The following is a 25,724-nucleotide window of genomic DNA, read 5'->3' on the forward strand; positions in this document are numbered from 1 at the left end:
CAGTGCCATTGAGGTTATCTGAAGACGGTAAACAGAGGAAGACTCCATTTTACCGTCTCTGGGATACTTATGACTGCTTTATTTTCATGGCATAGAGAGCGGCGATATTCTGTGAGGCGCTAAACAAGTTATGTTTAGCATTGGCCAGTACGTCTTCCAAAGGAAGTGCCCTTGGCGTGATAGAGAAGATGGCTGATATACCATGTTCGAGCAACACATTAGCATCATCACTGACACAGCCTGCGATGGCGATAACCGGGATCCCCTGTGCGTTGGCGACGCGTGTGACGCCCATAGGGGTCTTACCGTGCAGAGTTTGGCTATCGAGTTTACCTTCCCCTGTGATCACTAAGTCTGCGCCTCGTATCTTCTCATCGAGCTTAACCGTCTCCATAACGATATCTATGCCGGGTCTGAGTGTGGCGTTGAGGAAGGCCATGACCCCTAATCCCATTCCGCCAGCCGCGCCCGCACCTGGGGTGTGACGTTTATCTTCAAGTACTGTGTTATTGAGGTGTTTGTTGGCAATCGTGCTGGCAATAATATCCGCGTATTGGGATAGCGCACTGTCAAGAACTGTCACCATCTCGGGTGTTGCGCCTTTTTGTGGACCAAAAATAGCCGATGCTCCTTTATCACCGCATAAGGGATTATCTACATCGCACGCCACGATAAATTCACATTGCTGGATAAGCGGGTGTCTATCTTTCATCTCTATGGTGTGAAGCTCGTTAAGTGCTGAGCCGCCGACACTGAGCGCCTTGCCTGACTCATCGAGTAGATGAATGCCAAGGGCTTGGGCCATACCAGCACCACCATCGTTAGTGGCACTGCCGCCTAAGCCGATAAGAATGCGCGTGATGCCGCGATTTAGTGCATCACAGATAAGTTGTCCTGTGCCGTAGCTGGTGGTCACTCGAGGATCGCGCTTTTCAACTGAAACATGATGCAGGCCAGAGGCCGCTGCCATCTCGATGATGGCGGTCTTTCTATCTGACTGATACCCATCGCCCAGTATGCCGTAATGTGCTGCAACTCTGTTGCCCAGGGGGCCGATAACGTCGAGTTCGATAATGGAGCCCTTGGTCGCATCGACCATAGACTGCACTGTGCCTTCGCCGCCATCGGCAACAGGTAGTTTTAGATACTCTGCATTGGGTAGGACTGATTTAAAGCCGCGTTCTATTTCGTTGGCGACTTCCATGGCACTCAGGCTTTCTTTGAATGAATCGGGAGCGATAACTATTTTCATTGATTGGGATCCTAAAGCGGCTGTCGGAAGAACAAGGTGCTGAGTGAAGTATAAAATGTCAGTGGCTGCTGTGACAGCCACTGAACTGTGGGCCGAGCGTTTAAAGCAGAATGAGACTCAAGATATACACTAAGGTCATTGCGGTAAGACCTTGAACCAGCGTCGCCATGGTTTGCGCTTTATAGGCTTGTTTAACGCTCATGCGGCTAAACTGAGTCACGACCCAGAAGAAGCTGTCATTAGCATGAGAAACAGTCATAGCACCGGCACCGATTGCCATCACTGTCAGTACGCGGCCCATGTCACTGGCAAGGCCAATATCACCCAGCATTGGAGCAACCAATGCCGATGTAGCCACTAGGGCGACAGTTGATGAGCCTTGAGCTGATTTCAGTGCTGCTGCCACAATGAATGGCATAAATATACCGATACCTAATGCTGAAAGTGATGTACCTAAGAAGGCACCAATCTCAGTCGCCTTAAGCACGGCGCCAAATGCACCGCCAGCACCTGTGATTAACAAAATAGGCGCAGCAACGACTAAACCTTGAGTGATACGCTCGCTGAACTCTTTAACCTTTTCACTGCTTTTAAGTAGCGAAATAGACAGGAACAGACCAATCATCAATGCATTGACAGGCTGGCCTAGGAAGGCAAGTACGTCAAATAATATGCCATTGCCTAGCGGCGCCGAAGGGAAGTTAGCGACTGAGCCAAAACAGATAAGCAAGATAGGCACGAAGATAGGGGCAAATGCACGAGTAGGGCTCGGTAATGTACCGTAGGCTTCTTTTAGCGTGTCGAAGTCTTCTACATTATTTTTAAGCTCTTCGGCGCCTTCACCATCAGGTTCGACATTGGCAAAACGATTAGCCCACAGCGTGCCTGCTAGTGCGGCTACTGCTGCGACAAACACACCAACAAAGATGACTAAGCCAAGATTCGATTCTAGACCTAAGTTACCGGCAGCGGCAATTGGGCCCGGCGTCGGTGGGACAAATGTGTGAGTCGCGTACAGACCCGTCGCTAAGGCGACACTCATAGAGACACTCGAGACCTTCATGCGATTGGCCATCGACTGCTTGAGTGAGTTCAAAATAACAAAACCTGAGTCACAGAAGACTGGAATTGAGACCAGGTAGCCGATGATCGACATGGTCAAGGTCGGAAAACGTTTCCCCAGTACCTTGATGACTACGTCTGCCATGGTGATGGCCGCGCCGCTCTTCTCTAATATGGTACCAATAATGGTACCGAGTACGATAACCAGACCGATATAGCCAAGAATACCACCAAATCCGCTAGTGATAGTCTTGGCAATATCTGCGCTAGGAAGGCCATAGGCAAATGCAGTAAGGAATGAGGCTAAAATCAGCGTCAAAAATGGATGTAGTTTGAATTTTGAGGTGGCAATAACAATGAAAAATATCACTGCCAACAAGATCAGTACTTGGCTCATAGGGGGTCCCTGGTTTATGGGTATTATTAATAGCTATTTTTATGGGTTAACCCGGCTCGCTAGTCGTATTTAAGATCGACGGCTAAGGTATTTCAGGCTTTGGGTATTATCCTGTGCTAAGTACAATCAGGCATCGTGACTAGAGACTAATTTATCACCTTTATTAGTCAGTAATTTGTGCGTACGCACAAAAGTGCGTGGTGGTCAGATGAGATCCTGCAATAATTTGAGCGTTTAAACACTGTTGTTGAGGTGAGGTATAGGTATTTGCATTAATTTAATGCCGGATCATTCGTAAGCTGTTCTGCTAATAAGTCAACCAGACTGCGCACCTTGGCCGAACCATTGGGGCCCTCTCGATGGATGATGTGCACAGGCCTTGGCTCTGGCTCATAGTCTTCCAGTAAAATTTTAAGCTCACCCGAGGCGAGTTGCCCAGCGATTTGATATGAGAGTAAACGGGTGATCCCCAAGCCCTCGATGGCCGATGAGATGGCGGCGTCGTTGGTGGTGACGGTTAGACGGGGTTTGACCTTAACCGACTTAATCATTTTGCCATCAGGAAAACGCCAGTCTAGGCCATTATTGCCGGCCTTTGAGGCAATAATCGTGTGTTGATGCAGATCATCTGGGTGTTGGGGAAGGCCGTGGATCTGGATATATTGTGGTGATGCACAAAGCACCAACCTGACTGAGCCTACCCGTCTTGCACGCATACTCGAATCAGGCAGTTGACCTATCCTTACTCCCACATCTATACCCTCTTCGAGCATATTAACCACCCGATCTAGAAAGATGGCTGAGACTTCCATTTTGGGGTGTATCTGCAGGTATCGGACTATGGTCGGCATAACGAACAGACTACCAAACATCACAGGCGCCGTGACGGTAAGATGTCCCTGTGGCTCTGCGTTTATGCCCGTTACCGCTTCATCGGCAGCGCTAAGGTCTGCCAAGATACGCCTAGCATCATCTAAGTAACGCAGCCCAACATCGGTCGCCCTGACAAAACGTGTGGTGCGGTTGAGTAGTTTGACATTGAGCTGCTGCTCGAGCCCTGCGATGGCGCGGGTAACCGCAGGTGGCGACATGTTCAGTCTTCTTGCCGCGGCAGCGAACCCTTGCTCTTCAGCTACGGCAATAAATACTTTGAGAAGATGAAATCTATCCATTTGTTATTCCATTATTTCACTAGCCCATTACTTCACTAGCTATTAATTTACTAGAGTTCTTATTCCATTTACTGGAATTATAAAATGTAATATACGGGTATTCTTCTTTAAAGTGAAATTTGGCAATCTAGTTACCAAGCAAGCACAGAAGGCTTGTTACCGATAAACCAACGAGCAATTTATATAATGGAGAACGACCATGAGCCGCATTAATTTAATCGAAAACGAAACTGCCAATAATGAACAAAAAGCACTTTTAGAGGCGATTCAGTCTCAGCTGGGTATGGTGCCAAATTTCTTGAAAGTGTTCGCCAACTCACCCGCTGCGCTTCGCGCTTTTCTAGGCTTACATGGCATTGCCGGGGAAGGTAGCTTAACGCCGCTGACTCGTGAGCGTATTGCGTTAGCCTTGGCTGAACAAAACGGCTGTGAGTATTGCCTATCAGCTCACACGGCACTGGGTCGTAAAGCGGGTCTCAATGGTGATGAAATAGAGGCCAATCGCGCTGGCACCAGCCAAGATGCAAAGGCTGCAGAGGCGGTTAAATTTGCTACCTCTCTCGCCGAACATAACGGTGATGTGACCAATGCAGAGTTAACCGCGGTGCGCGCAGCGGGCTACACCGAAGCAGATATTGTCGAGATCATTACTCATGTCGGCATGAACCTAATGACCAACATTCTCGGTAAGGCGAGTCAATTAGATATCGACTTTCCAAAAGTGTCACTGAACAAAGTGGCTTAATTGACGTGAGTTGAAACAACAAAACTTGACACTTGTGTCAGATACTTGTTTCACTTGTATTAGGGCACTATTCTCACCTGTATTAGAGAGCTATTTTTAACTCTGCCAGGTGAGATACGCTGCTGTCACGCTTTAGCAGGCATATCAGCTAAAAAGTGACAGTCGGATAAGTTTATCGAGTTATTGGAGATAAAGTCATGGGTCATAAATTTGCTGAGATAGGCTTCACACTTGCCGTGAAAGAGGTCCAGGCGAGGCTTGGCAGCCGTAAAGGCTATGAGGGGATGGAAGGTGGCGAGGATTTTAATGATCGCCTTGGCGTTGCTGAAACAGCATTTATCCAGGCTCGTGACAGTTTCTATATGGCCAGTGTGAGTGAAACCGACTGGCCTTACATTCAACATCGTGGTGGGCCGCAAGGCTTTATGAAAGTGCTCGATGACAAGACCATTGGCTTTGCCGATTATAACGGTAATCGCCAGTATATCAGTACAGGTAATTTTGCTAACAATGACAAGGTGTCACTGTTTTTTATGGATTATCCCAACAAGACCCGACTTAAGTTGCTCGGGAGGGTAAAGCTTGTGGATGTGAATGACTCAGAAATGTTGAGTCAATTGCAGGACGATGATTACCGGGCTAGGGTCGAGCGCGCTTTCGTTATCCAAGTTGAAGCCTTCGATTGGAACTGCCCTAAACATATCACGCCCAGATATAGTGAAGCTGAGGTAGAGGACATTGTAGCGGCAAGACTCGCCGAAGCTAAGCGATTAGAAACTAAACAGCTTAAGCAAGCTGAAAGTAAGCCAGTGGAAAAGGCTGAAAACCTTGGCAGCCTGAGCCCTGCCACTTTAGGTGAGGGGACACTGAGTCTGGTTATCAGCGGCATACGTCAATTGACACCTGAAGTACGTGCCTTTGAATTTAAAGCGGCTGGTGGAGGAGAACTGCCTTTAGTGACTGCAGGTTCTCATATTCGAGTGCCGGTTCTGCTCAATGATGGCACTTTGGTGCATCGCTCCTACTCTATCTGCTCTAATCCTTCGCGCCGAAACTTCTATGAGATAGCCGTACTCGCTAAACGCTTAAGCTGCGAGACTGGCCAAGGTCTGGAGCATGTTCTGCACAAGAGTGCATCCCATTCGATCCACCATAACTTTCAAATTGGCATGGTGATTAACTGTGATCTACCAAGCAACCATTTCGATGTGCACTCAGGGACTGAGCCTGCAATCTTGATTGCTGGAGGGGTTGGGATCACTGTGATAAAGCCGCTGTCGCAATACCTAAAGTCGAGAGGCGTAACACTTTCACTGCACTATTGTGGGCGAAGTATTAAGGATATGGCTTTTAGGGATCGACTAGAGCGAGAGTTTGGTGAGTCGATATCAATTTATCCCAGTGACGACAATAGGCGAATGAATTTACGTCATGTGTTATCGAGGGCGCCCAAAAATACCATCTTCTATATCTGCGGCCCGCAAAAGATGCTCAGTGAGATGAAGTTTATGGCCAATGAGCTGGGTATCGATAGCGACCGCATCAGAAGCGAAGGCTTCGGTGGCGTTGTAGACGGATCAGTAGAAGATAAGGCATTCACAGTGGATCTTGTTAAGTCGAAACTGACACTTACAGTTGCTGCCGATGAGTCGGTACTCGATGCCTTACTCACTGCCGATATTGATACACCTTTTAGCTGTCAGTCTGGAAGCTGTAAACAGTGTGCGATACCTGTGATAGAGGGAAAACCTGAGCATAGAGACAGTGTGCTGTCCGATATTGAAAAAGAGCAGCTACAGTTATTTTGTCCCTGTGTTTCCCGAGCAAAGACGCAAGTGCTGACTCTGGATCTTTGATGAAAACGGCTTGATGGAGCAGCGCCACGCCAGCATCAATGATCTTAAGATTGATGAGAGTGAACGTAAGTTTCATTGGCCCATAGGACGCCGCCCAGATGAACATCCTGGTCTCACTGAATTAGGGCTTTAGCCATTAACTTAGCCATTAACTTGGTCTTAGTCATTTAGTTCTAGTCACTGCCCTGATGAATCAAAAGTTAGGCTATTTCGACAGACTTCAAACTCTTATAGATAAATCGGGCTAAAAACTTTCATATTAATAGACTTTTTTGATAATATTTAATGGCATAAACGTCTTACCCTCAGTCACCTTTTGAGAGATTAATGGAACTATTCTCCTTACTATTAAAAATTCGCACAGAGCTTGAATCTACTCAAGCTGAGATGGTTGAAAAGCTGTCTTTGCATCATGAGGTTTTTGCCAATCTCGATCTGATCACCTACAGCCGTTGGGAGCGTGGTGTTTCAATGCCCTCAACCTTGCGGATCATACATCTTCTCTCTTTCGCTCAATATGATGTCATACGTTATCTGGTTAAGTTAGATCTCAAACTGTCTAAAACTAAGATTAATCAGATGAGACGAATCGAGGCCCATGCTTACGATCAACATGACTTGATTCAGGGCGCTTTCTATCCTATTCCCGATGCCAGTTTTAAGCATCATAGTGGATCTGAGCCTTTGACCGATATGGATAAATTACAGAGAATTTGCGATAGCAGTGGGCGTTTTTTTAAATTCGATCATCTTGCTGTGCGGGAGAGGTGTGAGCGATCCATTATCCTGCAACAGAAGCATGCACTGCATATATTAACCTGTGAAGGTAAAGATGATTCTCTATACGCACATGCCATGTTATCCGTGCATAACATGCATGAGAGAGAGCAATTGAGAAGTGAGTTTAGACATTTTTATAACACGCCTCGCGCTGCTCAACTCAGTGGCGATAAAGTGATGTTTTTTCACTCTGTGATGCGGTTTAATTTGAAATGGTGGGAGTTTACCTGTTTATATTTAATTCAGGTTTTATGTCGTGAGCCTGATATTCAAGAACTTTTCATGATTGTCAGAGATAAAAGTGCTGCACAAATATATGCTAACTTTGGTTTTAAGGTTGAAGCCAAGGCTGAGAATGAAGATATAAACCCCTTCGGCGGTAGACGAAAGCTTATCAGTATTAGCCGAGATGATTTTCTCTCACACCATGGGATCATCGCTTGGTTAAAGGCTCATGCCGATCTTCTTAAAGATTAGGATAGCTCCTATCATCAGATAAAATCCTCCTTATATTCAGCTTCTATAGGCATAGTTAAGTTCTTTGTTGCTAAAGTGCCGCCTTCGCTTCTCTAAATGGTCACTATAACTGGTTAACTCTAGTAGGGTGCCGACAGGTCCGTGGAATAGCTTACCAAATTCGCAGGTGAGCTTTATCCACTTTTCCGTATCAATTTCAGCCTTATCAGAACCTTTTCAGCATTGGGCGATATTGAGCCTCGCTTGTCATCACGAATCACCCTGCCAGTTTCATCCACAAGCTCAAGGTAATCCTGCAAAGCAAAGTTTATCCCCTTAGGTTGATTAAAGCATTCATCACCAATAAATGGCAGTAACCTTGTCAGTTGCTTCCCATTTATTGCGGCTTTTATACGCAGCTGAAGACTGGTGTAGTCTGAGCTTTCTGGGGTTGTAGCCATCTTAGTTCGAATGGGGTGAGCTCCACATAAGCCATACAGGCCAACAGGGCTGCTTCATCGAGTAGCGCTTGGCTTTTGAAACGGCCCTCCCAAAAGTGCCCAGTGCAGTTATCCTCGATATTCGCCTATCTGTTAATTGAGAATGCATAAGCACAGATATCGATTGAGAAAACACCTGATAGTTCGAGGATTCTAGACTTGACCCAATCACGGCGATGCTCAAAGGATGGCCCCGTGTAACGGTCAACTCCGGTAAGGTAGGCTTTTCGTATGCATCTCGACACGCAGTGATAAAACGGTGTGTCTTCTAGACTGACTTGCGTGCTTCTAGGTCTGGCCATGGGAACCTCAATGCAATGACGCTCCCTTAAGCTTAGCCCCTCCCCAAACAACCACCAGAATTATGGGTGGCCATGTTATTTGATAAAAGGCCAATCCCAAATATAGGCGCTTTTGTTTTATATTTTCCCAGCTCGCCCTGTCATGTTTCATTGAAATGATTATTATCATCAGCTTTTCCGCCCGCCTTCGTCGGTTGAATTTTAAGCAGTGATTTGAGGTTATGATGAAATTATTTATAAAATATTTTTCACTTGTGGTGTTTATTTCAGTCTTATTTGGCTGTGGTAATGATAGCAGCGAACCAGTGTCTCCCCCTACGCCTCCTCCTGTTGTCGAATCACAGGTCACTGCTATCGACTTTCGTCAGGCCATTGAATTTGAAGCGCCACAACTGAACGAAGAGACGGGTATTATCAGTGTTAATCCATTGACCTTTAGTCTGTCTAATTATGTGACCTATAGCACGGCTAAAAACATTAAAGTAAAAAACATTAAAGTATTAACCGACTCAGAGAGTTGTAAAATAACGCACTTAGATACTGATAACCTGTCTTTTACCATTACCCCTGAAAAAGCGGGCAGCTGTGATTATCGTTATACGGTGAGTGACGGTAAAGAAGATAAAACCGCCTGGGCATCGATTAACTTTTCTGAAAAACGTGGTGTACAAATTGCCCGTAATGCTTTTCAAATTATCCCCAAGGCAAATCTATTACCGGATATTAAGCAAGCCACCTCGGTGGGTGAAGCGATTAAATTTAGTATTTACGATGAATTAGCTCCTGAATTATTAGCCATGACAAATCCGGTTTTTGAGAGTTCTACGGTGGTGGAAGGCAGTGGTATAGCATCGATGTCTGAAGGGGGCGATTTTAGTTATCAAGCCGTCGAGCTCGGCATGACCAAGGTATCCTATTCCGTAGTTGATGAGTATGGCTTAGCTTTTACCGGCCTTATTATTATTGATGTTTCCGGGGATAGTAATACTGCGCCTATTGCAAACGATGCGACCTATGGCCGTGTTCAAGGAGTGGGTGAAGAAACAACCTTTGATATTATGAATTTCCCTGGATTTGGGGCTTTAGTAGAAGATGCCGAAGGTGACAGAATTCAATTAGTTTCACTACAAGCTTTTGGTGCCGAGGTAAAACTACTCGACGCCAATGACGTGACCAATACCTCTTTTACTTTCCGTGGTGATAGTAAAGCTCTCTATACGGTGAACTATACCGTTTATGACCATGAGGTAGACGGTATTAGCAGTGGCACTATCACCATTGAAACCGATTATATCCGCGAAGGTATTCTTGAGTTTTCTTTTCATGGTTTTATCAAACTATTTGCTGATGGGGAACTGGGGGCGGCCGGCCGTTCTCTCTTAATGCGACCGTTTGAAGACGATTTAATACCTTATATGCACGATAATAGCCTCTATGCGACAGGACTTAAAAACATTGGTTTTGGTAATTTCAAAATTGATGTGAGCAGTGAAAATGGGGGTGAAAATGAAATCATATTATTTGCCGCCGATAATGAGCTGCAAGAGGACCTAAAAAATATCATTACATTACCGGCAACTAGTCAGGTTTATTATGGCCTCACCTATTCGGATCGTATCCTAGGTTATGGCGGGCTGATTTTTGAGGTAACAGAAGCGGGTAGCCTTAATGTGTTTAATCAAATCACTGGCACCGCTAACCTTACATACAAGAAATTCACCGACAAAATGAATACCTTAAACTTAACTGATGTTAAAAAAGTAGACAGCTTTGGTCCATATTCTGCGGTGGTATTTTTCGAAAATGGCACGGCAACTTATTACACTATTAACACCCCCAATGGCTCGTTATACAGCAAAGATTGGACAACACATATAGGCAAAGTAGCTCAATGCTGGGATGCACCCACTGAGGCTAGACAAATGGGTAGTTTTTATTGTCTCAACAAGGATCAGAGTAGTTACTCTTTTTGGAAAAATCAGTCAGATTTAGACCCCGATAAAAACCCTAACTTTTTTCTTCAATTTATCAAAGAGATGAATGACAAAGGTGTCAAGATAGTTAAAGCAACACAGGTGCTAAGAGGTATTGCTGCTTTAACCGATAAAGGTGACTTATATGTTTCCTTTAAGGGTAAAGATGCCGATGGGAAGACCTATCCTAAGGGAAAAAGAGTCGCAAGAAAGGTAATGAGTTATCAACAAGCGAGCAATTATGTCACTTATATGTATATGCATGAAGATGATGATTATCGCGCCGACAAAAACAATAGTGGCAGTAACGAAGCGCGTGATGATGATTATTATCTAGAATTTAATGGTTATGCACAGCAGCACCAAGAAAAATTACCCGATTCTGTGGGTGGTAAAACCGTGAACATGACACTCGATTTTAAAAAAATAAGTCACAGCAACCGTAAAAAAGTAAAGTTTTATGAAAATACCGCCAATGCAGTGGCGTTATTGATTGATGATGAATTAAAAATATTAACCCATAATGGCCTTAAGCCATACGGTGGTCGCGATCACCATAATAATATTATTGGCGATTCGGGAAACTCTACTGGTACTTATACCGCTACCTTAGGACAAGGCCTAAGTACCTTTTTTGCACGTGGCAATAAAACTGCCCATGAGGATCATTGGGAACTTTACTCTCCATTGGAAGAAGTGCATAAGAGCTTAACCTGTGAGGACAAACCTAGACACGGTGAAGTTTCTTATCCGTATATTTTAACCGGCTGTCTGTATCTTGATTTTAAAATGAATGGGGCAGTCATTGCGTCATCTGACGCTATTAGTGTTTATCCAGAGGTACGTTTTGCTAATGAAGATGCCAGTGGCAATGTTTACCCTGATTTAGTAGATTTAGATAAAGATGGTTTATCCACGGAAAGTGAAATTAAAAAATGTTTAGCTGATCGTACTACATATCACGCGGGGGATGTTGAATATTGCTCTCAGCCTATTTTATCCGACAGTGACGCAGATGATGTATTAGATAGCTTTGAATTTTTACATCAGGATAAAGGCGCGGGTAAAGGTAATTATAACAGCCGTTATAGTAATATTGTCGGCGATTATAAGGACAATACCATTGCTCCCTCTGATGGTAATAGAGATATCGACAATAATGGTCAGCTTGATAAATACGATAACTAGATTAATCGTATTTAATGGCTAGATATGCATCGAGCTATTTAATGAACTTAGCATTTAGCTAACTTGGCCTTTAATTAGTCAGGTTTAATTAGTTAAACATCGAAATATAAAATGGCAGCGTCTTTATTCAAGCGCTGCCATTTTTTTGCTTGAATAGTACCCAAACCTTCAAAACCTTCAAAACCTTCAAAACCTTCAAAACCTTCAAATATCAACTTCCAGTGAACAGCCTAATAATGCTTGTTTATTCTTCGGTTTGTAGTTTTTAGATCATAATTATTGCCATTCTAGTGTGTTTTTCAAACTAAGTAGGCGTTTTTGATTTTTAAATTTCAGTTTTGACCTGTCGGTAATATACCCAAGCGCTAATATGTACTCCGAAGTTTCACCTATCAAACATATATGTAACTAGCAAGGCATTTGACATAAAAGTGGTCTCGTCCTGCATGTTATGTAAATCGAATTTATAAAAGGATGTTGTTTATGAATGCAAAAATTTTATTACCAATCGCTCTACTTACCCTATCAGGCTCTGCTTTGGCTGGCGATATGGCTGATGCAACAACGACGCTGCATTGGAAAGGTATCGTACCGACAGTAGTACCTGGTGAAGCCGTTATCATCACAGGCCCTTCTGGTCGTATTCCATATATCGACTCTGCAGGCTTAGATGTGAAAGATACAACGGGTGTTTTTACTTCAGATCAGATCTCATTAGAGCTGCATTACCGTATGTGTAGTGATGGAAGCACTTCTGATGGTAGTTGTGGTGAAGCAGGGTATATGGAAGGTGAGGTGGCTGAAGCTGTTGGCGATCTTATTCCTGATGCTGATTGGACCATGACCTCGTTAGAGACAGTGATTGGTACGCTAGATACAACTGGTGTCGGCACCGTCGTTAAGATGGAAGGCACTAAGATGGATAAGTCTATTCCTGTTACTGCAACCACTGGCACTGTGACCTTTACCACCGAGAATGCTGAGAGCGTAGAAACTTCAATGGGCGCAGAGCTTAAACCTGGCCAGAACATTGAAGTCCATACCGTTATTAATTCAGCGAAAGCTATCTAATTTTCGTTAGTTAATCTTTGGATATATCAAGAGCATTTTTATGAAATATGTAAAAGCAATCTGTATTACATCTCTATGCTTTATAGCTAATTATGCCTGTGCTCTTGATATATCTTCATCCGATAAACAACACGAATTTAGCGTCGATACCCATATTGAGCTGGATAAGTTTTATGACAGAGACATTATCAAATTTGAGTTTGTAAAAAAGAACTGGGAACTGGAGTTCGATGGTCGCAATTACAAATTTAATGATATCTCCGATCTGCTGCAACTAGAAACCAGCATAGGCAAAAGTGATCCGCTTAATTCATATTCACTCAACTTAATTGAGAATAAATCACTCTGTTTTGACGTGAAAGGGGCACCAACGGATAGCCAAGATCTCGTCACTGTGATTGTTGACGGGGCAGAGATCAAAATTGGTGAAGGCCTGAATAATCTGGAGTTTGATGGTGTAAGCCGAGTCGGTAAATATAGCAACTTCGATGTAGAGCTTAAATTTAAGCCTGTGAGCTTAAAGGATGACTACTGCAAAGGGATCATTAAGATGAGCATAGAGTTAGATATATGAGATATAACAGACTAGCCTTATCCATTCTATTTTGTCTCTCTAGCAGCCTTAATCCGCTATTTTCATTACCCGCTTATGCGTCGGTAAAAAGTGAAGGCATTGAGATCCCTGCAGAGTTTGCCGACATGTATGCCGGCAGTACTGAACGTTTCACGTTCGAACTTGCCAGTGCTAATGAGCAACTTTCCATTGAACTAAATTCTACGCCTACCTCGGCTTCACTCAATACCTCTAGTCTTAGGGATGTCGAGCAGTATCTGTCCCGCTATTACGTTAAGAAAGAGTCTATTGCAGAGATAGTCTCTTCTATGAAGAATGTGGCCACATCATCTCTGTGCCAAGGTAAGATCTCTGAATGTAACTTGATGCCTGAGCGTTATGCATTCGCCTATGACTTTGAGCAGAAGCAGCTTACGCTTTTTATCAATGCAGGGTTAATTGATAGCCATAAGACGGCAAAGGCGTTTCATGATGCGACTAACGATCAATATGGGGCGATTAATAGTATCAATCTGAACTATCACTATTTCAGTGATGGGGGCTCATCTTTAATTGCCCGTGATGAAACTTTGGTGGGCTTAAAGTATGGCTCGATTACGTCGAGTATCTACGCCGATACCTCCAGTGATAAATTTGAAGCTGAGCAGCTTTCCTATGACTTTGAGACTGGGTATCACCGTTTTCAAATGGGTCATTTTAAATACGGTTATGAGCAGAATAGCACCTCATTTATGGACCTTTCTGGCAGCTACTCTCAGGATGTGATCAATCATTCATCTTCGAAAAATCTGATTGATGGCGGTAAGCAGAATAATCGACGTTTGTTCTATATTTTACCCAATAAGGGGCGTATCGAAGTATATCGTGATGGCCACTTAATCCACAGTCAGAATGTCGATGCAGGACAGCAAAGTATTGCCTTTCGTGACCTGCCCTATGGTTCGTACACTGCCACTATTGTTGTGATTTCAGCTGGGCGTGAAATCCTAAAAGAGCGCCAGCAGATATTTAATAACAGCGCGTTTTCTCTCAATAAAGGCGAATATGATTATAGTTTTTCTGCGGGTATTTTAAATGACCGCTATGAGGATATAGAGGACACAATCGATGGCCAGAGTCGTGAGATTAGGACGCTCCAAGATAAGTTAGGTTATCGCGTCGATGTGGATACGTTAATGAGTGATGGCATCTATTACGGTGTAAATGGAATGGCATTCGAACGCTACTTGCAGAATGAAAGCCAGGTTCAAAAACTGGAGTTAGAGACCAATAATTTTGTAGAGGGAAAGGCCAGCTACCAGTTAACCGACAGTACTATGATAGGGGCTCGAGTGTTATCAAATTCAGACAGTATGATGACTGAACTTGGTGTTAAACAGTCGATTAATGATGTGTCTACTGCCCAGCTTAAATATGCATCATATTCTAATGGCAGCCAGTTTATTGCTGGCGACGTTAACTTCTATAATGTCGGTGTCGGTTATGAGAGGTTCGACTCAGCCGATAGTGACTATGGGCTGGATAACTATATGTTATCTAATACTGGCTACGAGCGCCTTAACGTCAATGTTTCTTCCAATATCTTGGGTGGCCAAGGCTATCTCTTGTATGTCAATAACAAGGTCGATGAGGACAATGTGCCTGACTTGTATATCGAACAGAGCAACTATTGGTCGATAAGCGCCGGTTACTCTCACTCATTTGTTGCAGATTCGGTCATTAACTTCTCGGCGACTTTACAAGGTGGTCAAAGCTTCGGTATCAATGATGATTGGTATGCTGGAGTATTGTGGACTGTGCCGCTTTCAGCAGGTTGGAGTGCAAGCTCATCGGTATCGCTGAGTGCTCAAGGGCTTGATGAGTTTAGAAATAGTGTCGCCCATGATGTGCAGTTTGGTGATTACTTATCGATGAATAATGAGCTTGGCATTAGCTACAGGGGGACAGATGTAGATCAAAATATGAGTTCAGATCTTTCCAGTAATATCAGCTATAACGATGAGCATATTATGTCTGATACCTATGCCTATATTAGCTCGGATGGTACTAGCTCGGTCAGTACCAGCTTAAACAGTACCCAAGTGCTGTCGGGTAAAGGAGAGCTCTATTTTACTTCTCAGAAAAGTGACTCTTATATTATTGTCGATGCCGACAACCAAGGTGGTAAAGATACTCATCGTGGGCTTTTGTCTATTTATAACGATAACACCTTAAGTTATAGCGAGAATATCGATAGAGAAGACACGGTTGTTCCTGTCGATAAGTATAAGGCGTTCAACGTTCGCTTGGATACTGACTCGTCTAATTACATTAGTGATCAAGCCCACGAAGCAGCCGGGTATAGCTTGCCTGGTACTGTGATCTCTTTAGATATTGATTTAGTGAAAATTAAGACCTTTATCTCTTCATTCGATGATCTGAATAACAACTCCATTGCGAAAATTGAGTGCAGTGGTGAAGGCTGTGTCGATATCGAAGATGTTGCTCTAGGGGTGTTTAAGATCTCAGTGATCGCAGGATCTGATTATCAACTGGTTTCACAAAATCAAACCTGTGTGACGCCAAGCCTTGATAGATATTCAACTTATATCGTCAATACGGGTAATAACTACTGTTTACCTGGATTAGATAACGATGAAGCAAACATGCTTGCCAATGGCAGTAAATTACAGCCCGTCACTATCGATGGCAATGAATATTACTTTGTTGGTGTATTCAACAATGAAACCGATCTTATTAATACTGAGCGAACGCTCAATGATGTTGGCTTGTCTGTTATTACCCGAGCCGTAGGTTTGCGTAAATATATCTATGCTACCAATGAGTCTAGCTTAACGGTTAAGCAGGAAACGGTATTAAACGAATTAAGTCTTTATGCGAAGAGTCTGATTAAACAAGACAACTTTGCCAGTAACTGGAATTAAATTATGAATGCGATGAAAAGTTTATTGTTTATTTGCTTATCGTTTTTAGTGCTTGATGTTCAAGCGATGGCGATCAGCAGTTTAATGTTAACCAACCCAGACAGTAAAGCAGGGGTGTTTACCTTAGACAATACTGACGAAATTACCTATTTCTTGAAAACCTCAGTGTCTAAAGTCGAGATTGTGAATAATGAAATAATCAAGACGCCATACACCAGAGAAAATCTCGACTCGTGGGGGATAGCGACTAAGCCATCTAAACTGGTTATCGAGCCAAATATGGTCAAAGAAATTCAGATAGAAAGCATCTGCGGTGACAAGTGTGTGACAGATAGAGACCAAGTTTATCAGATCAATATTCAACCCGTGTCTTACAGCACTGATGATAAAGAGCAGTCAAAAATCAGTATGTTGTTTGGTTTTTCTCCCTATTACATAGTGCCAGCTAAAGAGAGCAAGGTTGAGTATCAATTTGACTATAGCGGCAATACTATCACAGCGAAAAATAGCGGAAATACCATGATAGATATCGTTATCGACCAGTGCAGCAAGGATAGCTTCTTTGATATCAATAGCGATGAGAAGAGTGATAAGGCGCTATGTAAAGCTAACTTCACTATTCTTGCTGGCAGAACCCGAGATGTGCATGTGCCAATCGAACTACAGCGTGATGAGCTGGAGGTGATAGTGCTCAATCATGATGAGTCTTTTAAGGAAGAGATCACCTTAAATCGAGGAGAGTAAGATGCATGCGCTATCGATAAAGCCATCTTTGGGTATTCACATTAGTGCTGTACAGAAGTTGTTAGCTATTAGTAGCTTGGTACTATTTTCATTGCTATGCGCACAACCTGCGACAGCATTTACCATCAACGGTAAGCTCACTGGTGATAAACTGGAGTGGGCTAATGCCAGCAGTGATGGTGAGTTTATTCGGCCTAACTATTGGTTCACACCTGCTAGGCTACCAGAGACCACCAAATGGGTGCCAGGAACCTATACCACGGCTACCAATATGAATATTGAGCTATCGAGTGGTTCAGATCATGTGTCAATGCCGATAAAAATGAGCGGGGTTAAGTACCAGGTCTCAGGTCAGTTTACTCAGACGCCATATGCCGATAGCTACGCAGTATGTGATCAATCAACGATTGCTGCTACTAGCACAGTGTTAAGCACAGGTGCTGGTGGTTTTTGTATTGCAAATCAGAGTATTAATTTCGATAACCCGACAGCACCTTTTAAGCGCTATCAGCCCATTATCCGTTTAGATAAAGGTCAATTAATTCAGCGCTTGAAGGGCAAGCCCAAAGGGATATATTCGGGCACGGTGACTGCGGTTATCAGCTATGGCTTTAAAGCTAACATCTCTGAGGCGGTTAAGACCTATCGCAATATCCCCATCACGTTTTCAATGCAGATTGCCTACAACCCGAGCATGATCAGTCGTATCAATGTGCTAGGTAACGGTCATATGGCACCTGAATATGACACCTATAAGCATACAGTGAGTGGTAGCACAGGTTTTAAGATCTCAGCGTTGGGTTATTTTCAGAATGGGCTTAAATTCACGCTTATTAATAAAGATGCCAATGACTATACATTGAAACCTGAAATGGGTGGCTCTACCAGTATTCCCTATAGCATTAGCTGTCAGGGATGTAGCTCTGCACCTGAGCTGGTCAACAGTGGCAGTTTAGTCGATGAAGGCATAGGGCAGATAGATGCTCCTGGTGCCAGCATTATCCCATTTATGTTGAATGTAAATTTTGAAGATGTGTCGATTAAAGATGTTGAAGAGAAGCATTATAACGACCATTTTACTGTGATGTTTGAGGTGCTTCTTTGAAGTTGCGCTGGCAGTTAAAGGTATTAACTATCAACAACTTAGGCATTTTAGCGGCTAAGGCTGTGAGTCTTCAGTTTATAGCTTGAGGGCGATAATACTCATGTATTATCGCCCTGCATTTATGTCTGTGCCAGCTTATTAGCTGTTGGCGTTCTTAGCCGCTATCCACTGAGACATATACTTAGTGCTCGCCATGGAGTGATGCTTCATCATGGCGCCGGTAAAGTTATTTAGCCTATGTTGGTCAATATTTTCTATTGTATGAGCCAACTTTTTCATCCAGTTCTGTCCTAACACCTCACCATCGTATCGCACGGTTAATAGACTCGAGGCGTGACTTTGAGCCTCTGTCCAGAGCGATTCTTGAGTGTATAAATCAACGGCGGCTTGTGCAAAGCATTCCACATCATCTGTGATATGTCCTGGCCACTGTTCATCGTCCATCATGCCTTCACTGCCGATACTTGTAGTGACGCTTGGGGTTTGCATGATCATGGCATCGAGCAGTTTTCCCTTTATGCCAGCACCAAAGCGAATGGGTGCTAAACAGACACGAGACAGCTCCATCACTTGATAAGCATCTTCCGCCCAGCCCTTAATGATAAAGCCAGTCTTGGGGTTATTGAGTGCGGTGGCTTTCGGTGGTGGGTAGGAGCCATAGATATGCAGTTCGGCTTGGGGGAGCTGTTTTCGAATTAATGGCCAGATTTTTTGCAGGTATAATACGGCGTCCCAGTTAGGGGCGTGGCGAAAGTTGCCTATGGTCATAAAGTGGTGACGTTCAGTGAAGCTTTTTGTCTGTGCTGGGCACTTGTTTAGATCCACCATAAATGGCAAATGATGCAAAATACTTGGGTCAATTTTAAACTGGCTTTGTAAAAGCGCCATCTCAAAACTTGAGATGATAAGTGAGATATCACAGCGAAGAATCGCGGCTATTTCACGTTTTGCTATATCGCTGAACAAGTCGGCTTGAGTTAGCGCTCGCTCACCCTTAACGGCTTGATGACGTGCATTACGCAGGCACTGCAGGTCTTCGGTATCGAGTATCTTTAATGCAGTAGGGCAGTGCTTTTCGACGCGCCAGCCAAACTGTTCTTCCATCATAAAGCGGTCAAACATCACAATATCTGGCTGATACTCCAAGATATAAGCATCGAAGCTGTCACAGTTAAGGCTAATGTTTTTACTGCTTATACCTTCTAAGCTGAGGTCTATCATGTGATCTGATGGCTGCGCCGGGGTGGCGAATTCGACCTGCCAACCTTGCTGCTTGTAAAGCCTCAATAGCGACAACATATGGGTACCTGCAGCTGACGAGTTGGGTTCAGGCCACACATAGCCGATCACTAATACTTTTTTCATTATTTCTCACATAATAGGTACTTTAATGGGAGGGTATTGTATACCAACTGAAGGTTCAAGCTTGTCGGATAACAAGTTGGTTAAATATCTATTCTGGGTTCATTTGGCTGGTTTTGGTATTTGGTTAGTTTGCTGAGTACCAATACAGTATTGGTATCAAACGCCTGCCCGGCGAGGGATGTGCGAACACTTCTGCGACACGCTGTGAACACATCCGTGTGCGCTCTACGGTTTCATCCCTGAAACCGAAGGTCACAGCCGCGTTCACACCTGATTATTTGTCTCTTCGATTGTAATTTTACTGGCCAGAAACAAAGTTAACTCTGACCCTACATACCTATCTAAATGATGGTGTCGATTGAGCAACGGGAAGATAAAAGCCGTTTGTTAGCGGCTTTTTTTTGATCTCATTGTCTAGTTTAAAAGATATCTATGTTGTTGAATTCTGATAATATATGCGCGTTACATGTGACTTTATAAGGACATATAAATCAATGCGTAAATTAACAATTTCTACTTTCGTTCTGTCTACACTTCTATTGGCCGCTTGTGGTGGTTCAGATTCAGCAATAGATACAGCCCCAGTGACAACACCGGATCCAATACCTTCGGTAGTGATGCCAAGCGGCGTTTGGCAGGGAACATATGTTTACCAGTCTGACGGCTTTACTACTCCAATTGTGGCTCTAATTACGCCTAATGGCGAAGCTAGACTTATTGTTGATAATGGTTATCAGGCGGAAGGGAAGTTAAACCTCGATGGACAAAGCTTTAGCGGTGATATGGTCTTTTATAGTATTGCGGGTTTCCACAGGGATAGCGGTACGTTTAAAGGTTCTTATACGCCGGAAGCCATCACAGCCGAAATGACAGTCCATGGTAATGTGATTAGCAAAGTAAGCTTAACTCTTGATTCAAGTACCGGGGCAGGGGCTAGCTTTGAGAAATTAGCCGGGACATTCGTAACCGAAGATCAGAAAACCAGTATCGGCATCGATAAGGGTGGCGCGATTTCAGGCAGTAACATGCTGGGTTGTACCTACGGTGGTTCAGTTCAAATTCCGGATGCCGATATCAATGTTTATGCTTTATCGATTGATGTAAGCAGTTGTGATGTGTTTGACGGTAGTTACAGCGGCTTGGGTACGGTTCAGCAAAAGGACGGTGTGACAGGTTTTATCTTCCAAGCTGATAACGGTCAATTTCTTATAACAGATTACATCTATAAGTAACTAAGATTAGTGTTGCTATGTAGTGGTCAACCTTTTTTGGCCACAGTTTTATACGCAAGCCAGAATCTTCTCCCTGACTCATTTGGTGTCAGGCCACTATTATATTGATCTGGCTGTAATATCCAACGATATAGTTAGTGATTGATGTTTTAGCTTCACTAAAGCAAGTGTAACCCGATGATGGTACCCATTCTGTTTTTAAGCTTCTAAAGAACGGTTCCATCGGAGAGTTGTCCCAGCAATTCCCTCGTCGACTTAAGCTCTGTTTTATTTGATAACGCCAAAGTAATTGACAGTATTTTCGACTCGTATAGTGGCACCCTTGATCGCTATGAAACATGATTCCTTTTGGTTTCCTCTTGATTCAAATGCCATTGATAATGCTTTTCTTGATAAGTTCGGACACGGTCCCTGTGGGCTCTGCCGTGACATCCATGTCACAGCCGAGTTCACACCTGAGTATTTTCTTCTTCGATTTTAGCTTTACTGGCTAGTAACACGTTGCTGGACAAAGCGTGCTAGAGCATTCGGCCTAACTCAACAGATATTTTAAAACTGAACAAAAGCGATTCACCACGGAGAACACAGAGGGCACGGAGAAAGGCAACAGTGAAAGCCTTTGGAGCTCTTCATCTTTACCTCCGTGTTCTTCGTGGAAGCGAAACGATCCGTGGTGATATTATGCTCGAGTTGAAGATGCCCCTTTCTGTAGAACACCCTGTGTAGGTACGGCTGCGAGCTTCGATTTCAGGGATGAAATCGCAGAGCTTATAGGGATATATTCACAGCGTCTCGCAGAAGTATCTGCATAAAAGCCCGCTGCAAGTGATAAATAACAATGAAGGGAAAAGTTATAAACAAACTACCCAATACAAACTCAGCCAAACGCTAAACAAGAAGATGTAATCAGCCTTCATTCGAAGGCTAGCTAATTTTGGGCAAAAGCAATTCACCACGAAGTACACAGAGGACACGAAGAAGAGCATAAAGAGCTAAATCGAAGAGATAAAATAACTCAGTGTAATGCGGCTGCGAGCTTCCGAAACATGGCCAAAAATGTTCCCTACATTTTCTGGCATTCCCCACATCCATGTGGGTCAGATGTTTTGGCAGAGCCCACACGGCCAATTTTGTTCCATACAAAATTTGGCATTTCCTCCATCCCTGGAGGTCAGAAGTGCTTGCGGCGTTTCGCAGAGCTTTCTCAAAACAAGAGTACATCCCCCCCGCTGGGAAGCGTTAGATTGCAATGAAGGGTCGACCTTCAAACACACTACCCAACATACAAGACTGGATTCCGGCCCAAAAGAGCTACCGGAATGACGGTTATACAAACAACAAGAAAATGCAATAAGCCTTCATTCGAAGGCTAGCTAACTTTCGGCAAAAGCAATTCACCACGGAGTACACAGAGGACACGAAGAAGAGCATAAAAAGCTCAATCGAAGAGAGAAAATAACTCAGTGCAGATGCGGCTGCGAGCTTCCAAAACAGGGATGTTTTGGTAGAGCCCACATGGATGTGTTCACGGCGTCTCGCAGAAGTAGCTGTACATTCCTCGCCGGACAGGCGTTAGGTTAAATTGAAGGGTCGACCTTCAAACATACTGCCCAATAACCCTTGGATTCCGGCTCAAAAGCTCTACCGGAATGACGAGAAGGAACAAGCAAAACAAAATGAACTAAACAAAAAATGTAATCAGTCTTCATTCGAAGACTGAGGATTATTGTTTACTCAATACCTGGCCCAGATATAGCTGAAGTAGGCCATCGAGCGACTGTATGTCTACACCTGTGAGCTGCTGAATCCTATCCAGGCGATATCTTAAGGTATTTCTATGGATAAAGAGTTCATTAGCACACTGCTGTAGATCGCCAAAATGCTGCAGGTAAGCGGTTAATGTTTTACTGAGTTGACCGTTTTTGTCAGCATCCACTAATGATTGATAGGGGGTGGTCAACTCATCTCCTCGCCAGTCTCCTCTGAGTCCAGAGAGGAGCACTAGTAGTGAGAAGTCTTCATAGAGGTATTTACTTTCATCGGGTCTGAGCTGCTGACCTAGAGCTAAGGTTTCCCTTGCTGTGGTGTAGGAGCGACTGATATCGGCAGGGCTAGGGAAAAAGTGGCCTAGTGCAATCTTTAATCGGACATTAAGTTCTTCGGGGATACGAGTGAGAAGCTGATCGATGCGCTGACTCTCAAGCTGTGGATCCCACTTGTTGCCATCCAGAAACGCGGGCTTTAAGATCACTAACTCAGTCATTGAGGTCATGGCGACCAAGTTACCACGTGAAGGGGTCTCTAACAGGTTGAGCACTTTCTTGAGTAAGGAGTTTGCAGAGGTTTGCTCTTCATCACCCTGGACTTGAATCACGGCGACCACACGTGGGGCGTCTATCTCTATGTTAAGCTGCAATGCCCAGTCTCTAAGCTGAGGAGAAAATTCAGTGTCTGATCTTAGCAGTTGTAGAATAAACTCCTCTTTTTGACGATATTGCCATTGGGCAAGCTCTAAAGAGTTAGCTTGCTCGACGATCATCTCGGCGGTCATTTTAAGTAGCTCACCGTAGTTCCTTAAGGTTTCAGGCTCACCTGTGATGCCAATAACGCCAATGATCTCGCCTTTATAGTGTAAGGGTAAGTTAATGCCTGCTTTTACCCCATGAAGATTAGCAGCCATGGCTGAATTAATTTCAACACTTCGATTTTGGCTAATCGCCAGCAGGGCACCTTCATGAGTGGAACCGATACGATGTGGGTCGCCAGAGCCTAAGATGACGGCTTTATCATTCATCACATTAATATTGTGATGGATAATCTTCATGGTTCGTTCAACAATCTGCTGGGCTAGGTTGGGATCTAGAAAATACACATTTAGGGTCTCGAAGGTGTTTTTAATAGCTTAAGGTATTTTGGAAGGGCTAACTATGAGATATGGCAAACTTTTATACCGATACTTTTGTTTACTGCTCTGGTTTACCGCTCTTGTTTGTCCATAGGCAGGGGACAGACAAGAACTGCGGCTTTTATGGCTCGATGGTATAAATAACGTTATTCGGAATAGTGATTTATTTGCCAGCTAGATGTTGTTCCAGGTTTGGCGACCAATACACTCAGAGTGTCATTTGACTCTTGAGTGATAACGGCTTGAAATAGATAATTGCTGGTGTTGCTGTAATCTGGCATTGTTCCCGAGGGGATGGCAAAAATATTGATCTCTGCCAGGCTTTGATCGTATTTAATAGGCGCAGATATTTGATTAAACGCTAAGTTTAGCACTATGGCAGTTTGCGCATTCGCGTTATAAATATCGATTTTACGAGGGTCTAAGGCATTGGCATGAAACAAGCGGTAGCTATTTGTCTCGCCTTCTAACTTGTTGACCCGGGTGATTGATACGGCTTGGGTTGATGGCCTCTCTCCTGTAGCCAATAAAAAGACATCTTTTTGAGTATTGTTATAGCCCATGATGTTTGTGCTGAGTGAAGACTGATTATTGAGTGAGTCTTTAACGATGAAAGTTAGATTGGCTTGCGATAAACCAGTCCAACCAAACTTTGAGGTTCTTTGTTGCGCTAAATAATCAATATTTGAGGCTATTTCAACTTCGTCTATGCCGGTATGTTTGTAGAACAGATCGACTTTAGTGTCGAGTTGAGAACTCGCAATTGGGATCAGATTTATAAAGTCAGCTGTAAATTGGTAGGTGTTTGAGCTGGCTGATGAACCATTCGCCTCTTCGCTGGAGTTTGCGCCGCCACCACCACATGCTGTGAGAATACTGATTGAAAATAGGGTGAATAACAGAGGTAAGTGAAATCGTGCCGTGCGTGAAGATACTGCTGAGGCCATAAGTTTAAGTTCCGTCTAAAATAATCCATTCAGTAGTGATTTTATAGGTGTTACTGGTGTTTCATCAAGGGATATATCCCGTTTTATCTCACATTAAAAGCGGCTTACGCTAAGGATGAGATTTTTTTGCAAGCTTATTTTGATACATGTATTCGTCGGCAACCTTTAATAAAGACTCTAGATCGCTTGCCTCACCAGGCTTGATCACCGCATAACCGAAAGAATATTTTATATCGGGCTTTAAGGGGCAATCCGATAAATGCTCATCCATTCTGTGATTAAACAGCTCAACGCAGCGTTCGTTTTCTGCATGGATCAACACCAGAAACTCATCGCCGCCCCACCTAGCAACTAAGTCACAACTACGGCTATTCATTTTTAGGGTCTTGGCGAAGATTTTTAAGATGTCATCGCCAATTTCATGACCGAAATTATCATTGGCTTCCTTGAAGTGATCGAGATCGAAATAAAGCAGAATAAGTTGCCTGTTGAGTCTTTGGGCTAAATCTTGAGTACTGATTAACAGATCTTCGAAACCGCGGCGGTTGTAAATTTGAGTGAGAGGGTCGGTATAGCTGAGTGTAAGAAGCTGATTTTCTTTGTATAGATGGCGAAGATCACTGTCGATAACCTCTTTAATGACTCCAAGTGCATTGATGTAAGTCTCAGGGTAATCTGTGACCTTAGTGTCCAGCACGCAAAGCGTACCGAATATACTGCCATCGGGCCATGAGATGGGTAGGCCTAAGTAAGATACATAGTTGTCTTCGGTGTACTCGGGGTTATTACACCATTGAGGATCGAGTTTGGCATCTCTTACATACAGTTCGCTTGAGTTCTTAACAACATGATGGCAATAGATATTAGTGTCTAAATCGACACTGCCAGGTTGATAATGGGTCTCTGGTTTCTCTGACGCTATGATGACCTCAATGCCTTTGAGGTTGGCTTGATTGATGAAGGTGGCGGGGGCGTTAAACATGTCTGCGACAGTATTAACCAAGCGTTGCCAGCGGCGCCAATCAATCTCTTCAATTTCAAGCTCTAAAATTGAAGTGTATGGGTACGGGATTGCAGTATTTTTGACATGCTGACTCACAAGCGCCTCTGAACCGTGTCATTTTTATTAAGTTTAGCAAGCAATGTTGTTTTGTGTTTGCTGGGCTGAAATAAC

General features: G+C 43.7%; 17 protein-coding genes and 3 pseudogenes. 11 read left to right on the forward strand and 9 right to left on the reverse strand.

The features are described from left to right. Positions 1 to 67 precede the first annotated feature (67 nt). The 3 genes from FM038_RS07350 to FM038_RS07360 form a co-directional block, all read right to left on the reverse strand. Positions 68 to 1,252, reverse strand: coding sequence for a glycerate kinase (locus tag FM038_RS07350; RefSeq protein WP_142872642.1), 1,185 nt, complete (start codon positions 1,250 to 1,252; stop codon positions 68 to 70). Positions 1,253 to 1,352: 100 nt separating this feature from the next. Then, positions 1,353 to 2,711: a GntP family permease gene (locus tag FM038_RS07355; protein ID WP_142872643.1), complete on the reverse strand. Its 1,359-nt coding sequence runs from the start codon at positions 2,709 to 2,711 to the stop codon at positions 1,353 to 1,355. Between the two features lie 272 nt (positions 2,712 to 2,983). Further along, the gene (locus FM038_RS07360; RefSeq protein ID WP_142872644.1) at positions 2,984 to 3,883 is read right to left on the reverse strand and encodes a LysR family transcriptional regulator; all 900 of its coding nucleotides are present in this window, start codon (positions 3,881 to 3,883) and stop codon (positions 2,984 to 2,986) included. A 199-nt stretch (positions 3,884 to 4,082) separates the two neighbouring features. Between FM038_RS07360 and FM038_RS07365 the strand changes: the two genes are divergently transcribed. The 4 genes and pseudogenes from FM038_RS07365 (at position 4,083) to FM038_RS07380 (ending at position 7,741) form a co-directional block, all read left to right on the forward strand. Then, complete coding sequence (locus FM038_RS07365) at positions 4,083 to 4,628, forward strand: carboxymuconolactone decarboxylase family protein (RefSeq protein WP_142872645.1); 546 nt, start codon at positions 4,083 to 4,085, stop codon at positions 4,626 to 4,628. A 197-nt stretch (positions 4,629 to 4,825) separates the two neighbouring features. Next, entirely contained in the window at positions 4,826 to 6,484 is a 1,659-nt protein-coding gene (locus FM038_RS07370) for a 2Fe-2S iron-sulfur cluster-binding protein (RefSeq protein ID WP_142872646.1), read from the forward strand. Then, a pseudogene (locus FM038_RS07375) lies at positions 6,474 to 6,617 on the forward strand (DUF1348 family protein); the annotation flags it as partial. The gene FM038_RS07370 and the pseudogene FM038_RS07375, both read left to right, overlap by 11 nt. A gap of 194 nt (positions 6,618 to 6,811) precedes the next feature. Next, complete coding sequence (locus tag FM038_RS07380) at positions 6,812 to 7,741, forward strand: XRE family transcriptional regulator (RefSeq protein WP_142872647.1); 930 nt, start codon at positions 6,812 to 6,814, stop codon at positions 7,739 to 7,741. A 36-nt stretch (positions 7,742 to 7,777) separates the two neighbouring features. Here the strand turns inward: FM038_RS07380 and FM038_RS07385 are convergent. Continuing rightward, positions 7,778 to 8,522, reverse strand: a pseudogene (locus FM038_RS07385) (transposase). 224 nt (positions 8,523 to 8,746) lie between these two features. Here FM038_RS07385 and FM038_RS07390 point away from each other — a divergent pair. From FM038_RS07390 to FM038_RS07415, 6 genes are all read left to right on the forward strand, one after another. Beyond that, positions 8,747 to 11,683 (forward strand): hypothetical protein, encoded by a 2,937-nt coding sequence (locus tag FM038_RS07390; RefSeq protein ID WP_142872973.1) that lies wholly within the window; start codon positions 8,747 to 8,749, stop codon positions 11,681 to 11,683. Positions 11,684 to 12,166: 483 nt separating this feature from the next. Next, on the forward strand, positions 12,167 to 12,754 hold the full coding sequence (locus FM038_RS07395) for a hypothetical protein (RefSeq protein WP_142872648.1): 588 nt from the start codon (positions 12,167 to 12,169) through the stop codon (positions 12,752 to 12,754). Positions 12,755 to 12,794: 40 nt separating this feature from the next. Beyond that, entirely contained in the window at positions 12,795 to 13,328 is a 534-nt protein-coding gene (locus tag FM038_RS07400) for a hypothetical protein (RefSeq protein WP_142872649.1), read from the forward strand. Then, positions 13,325 to 16,252, forward strand: a complete 2,928-nt coding sequence (locus FM038_RS07405; RefSeq protein WP_142872650.1) for a TcfC E-set like domain-containing protein — start codon at positions 13,325 to 13,327, stop codon at positions 16,250 to 16,252. The genes FM038_RS07400 and FM038_RS07405 overlap by 4 nt, the downstream gene beginning before the upstream one ends. Before the next feature lie 3 nt (positions 16,253 to 16,255). Further along, the gene (locus tag FM038_RS07410) at positions 16,256 to 16,996 is read left to right on the forward strand and encodes a fimbrial biogenesis chaperone (RefSeq protein ID WP_142872651.1); all 741 of its coding nucleotides are present in this window, start codon (positions 16,256 to 16,258) and stop codon (positions 16,994 to 16,996) included. A gap of 1 nt (position 16,997) precedes the next feature. Further along, positions 16,998 to 18,101, forward strand: a complete 1,104-nt coding sequence (locus tag FM038_RS07415) for a hypothetical protein (protein WP_142872652.1) — start codon at positions 16,998 to 17,000, stop codon at positions 18,099 to 18,101. 138 nt (positions 18,102 to 18,239) lie between these two features. On the opposite strand, the gene FM038_RS07420 is transcribed toward FM038_RS07415, so the two are convergent. After that, positions 18,240 to 19,466 (reverse strand): glycosyltransferase, encoded by a 1,227-nt coding sequence (locus tag FM038_RS07420; protein ID WP_142872653.1) that lies wholly within the window; start codon positions 19,464 to 19,466, stop codon positions 18,240 to 18,242. Positions 19,467 to 19,960: 494 nt separating this feature from the next. Here FM038_RS07420 and FM038_RS07425 point away from each other — a divergent pair, with 494 nt between their 5' ends. Beyond that, a complete protein-coding gene (locus FM038_RS07425; RefSeq protein WP_142872654.1) occupies positions 19,961 to 20,698 on the forward strand; it encodes a metal ABC transporter substrate-binding protein in 738 nt (245 codons plus the stop codon). A 26-nt stretch (positions 20,699 to 20,724) separates the two neighbouring features. Here FM038_RS07425 and FM038_RS07430 read toward each other — a convergent pair. From FM038_RS07430 to FM038_RS07445, 4 genes and pseudogenes are all read right to left on the reverse strand, one after another. Continuing rightward, positions 20,725 to 21,094, reverse strand: a pseudogene (locus tag FM038_RS07430) (DDE-type integrase/transposase/recombinase); the annotation flags it as partial. Between the two features lie 1,327 nt (positions 21,095 to 22,421). Then, the gene (locus tag FM038_RS07435; RefSeq protein ID WP_142872655.1) at positions 22,422 to 23,570 is read right to left on the reverse strand and encodes a sugar diacid recognition domain-containing protein; all 1,149 of its coding nucleotides are present in this window, start codon (positions 23,568 to 23,570) and stop codon (positions 22,422 to 22,424) included. Between the two features lie 179 nt (positions 23,571 to 23,749). After that, on the reverse strand, positions 23,750 to 24,550 hold the full coding sequence (locus FM038_RS07440) for a hypothetical protein (protein WP_142872656.1): 801 nt from the start codon (positions 24,548 to 24,550) through the stop codon (positions 23,750 to 23,752). Between the two features lie 109 nt (positions 24,551 to 24,659). Then, positions 24,660 to 25,649 (reverse strand): sensor domain-containing diguanylate cyclase, encoded by a 990-nt coding sequence (locus FM038_RS07445; protein WP_223293019.1) that lies wholly within the window; start codon positions 25,647 to 25,649, stop codon positions 24,660 to 24,662. Between the last annotated feature and the right edge of the window lie 75 nt (positions 25,650 to 25,724).

Source organism: Shewanella eurypsychrophilus (assembly GCF_007004545.3).
GTDB lineage: Bacteria > Pseudomonadota > Gammaproteobacteria > Enterobacterales > Shewanellaceae > Shewanella > Shewanella eurypsychrophilus.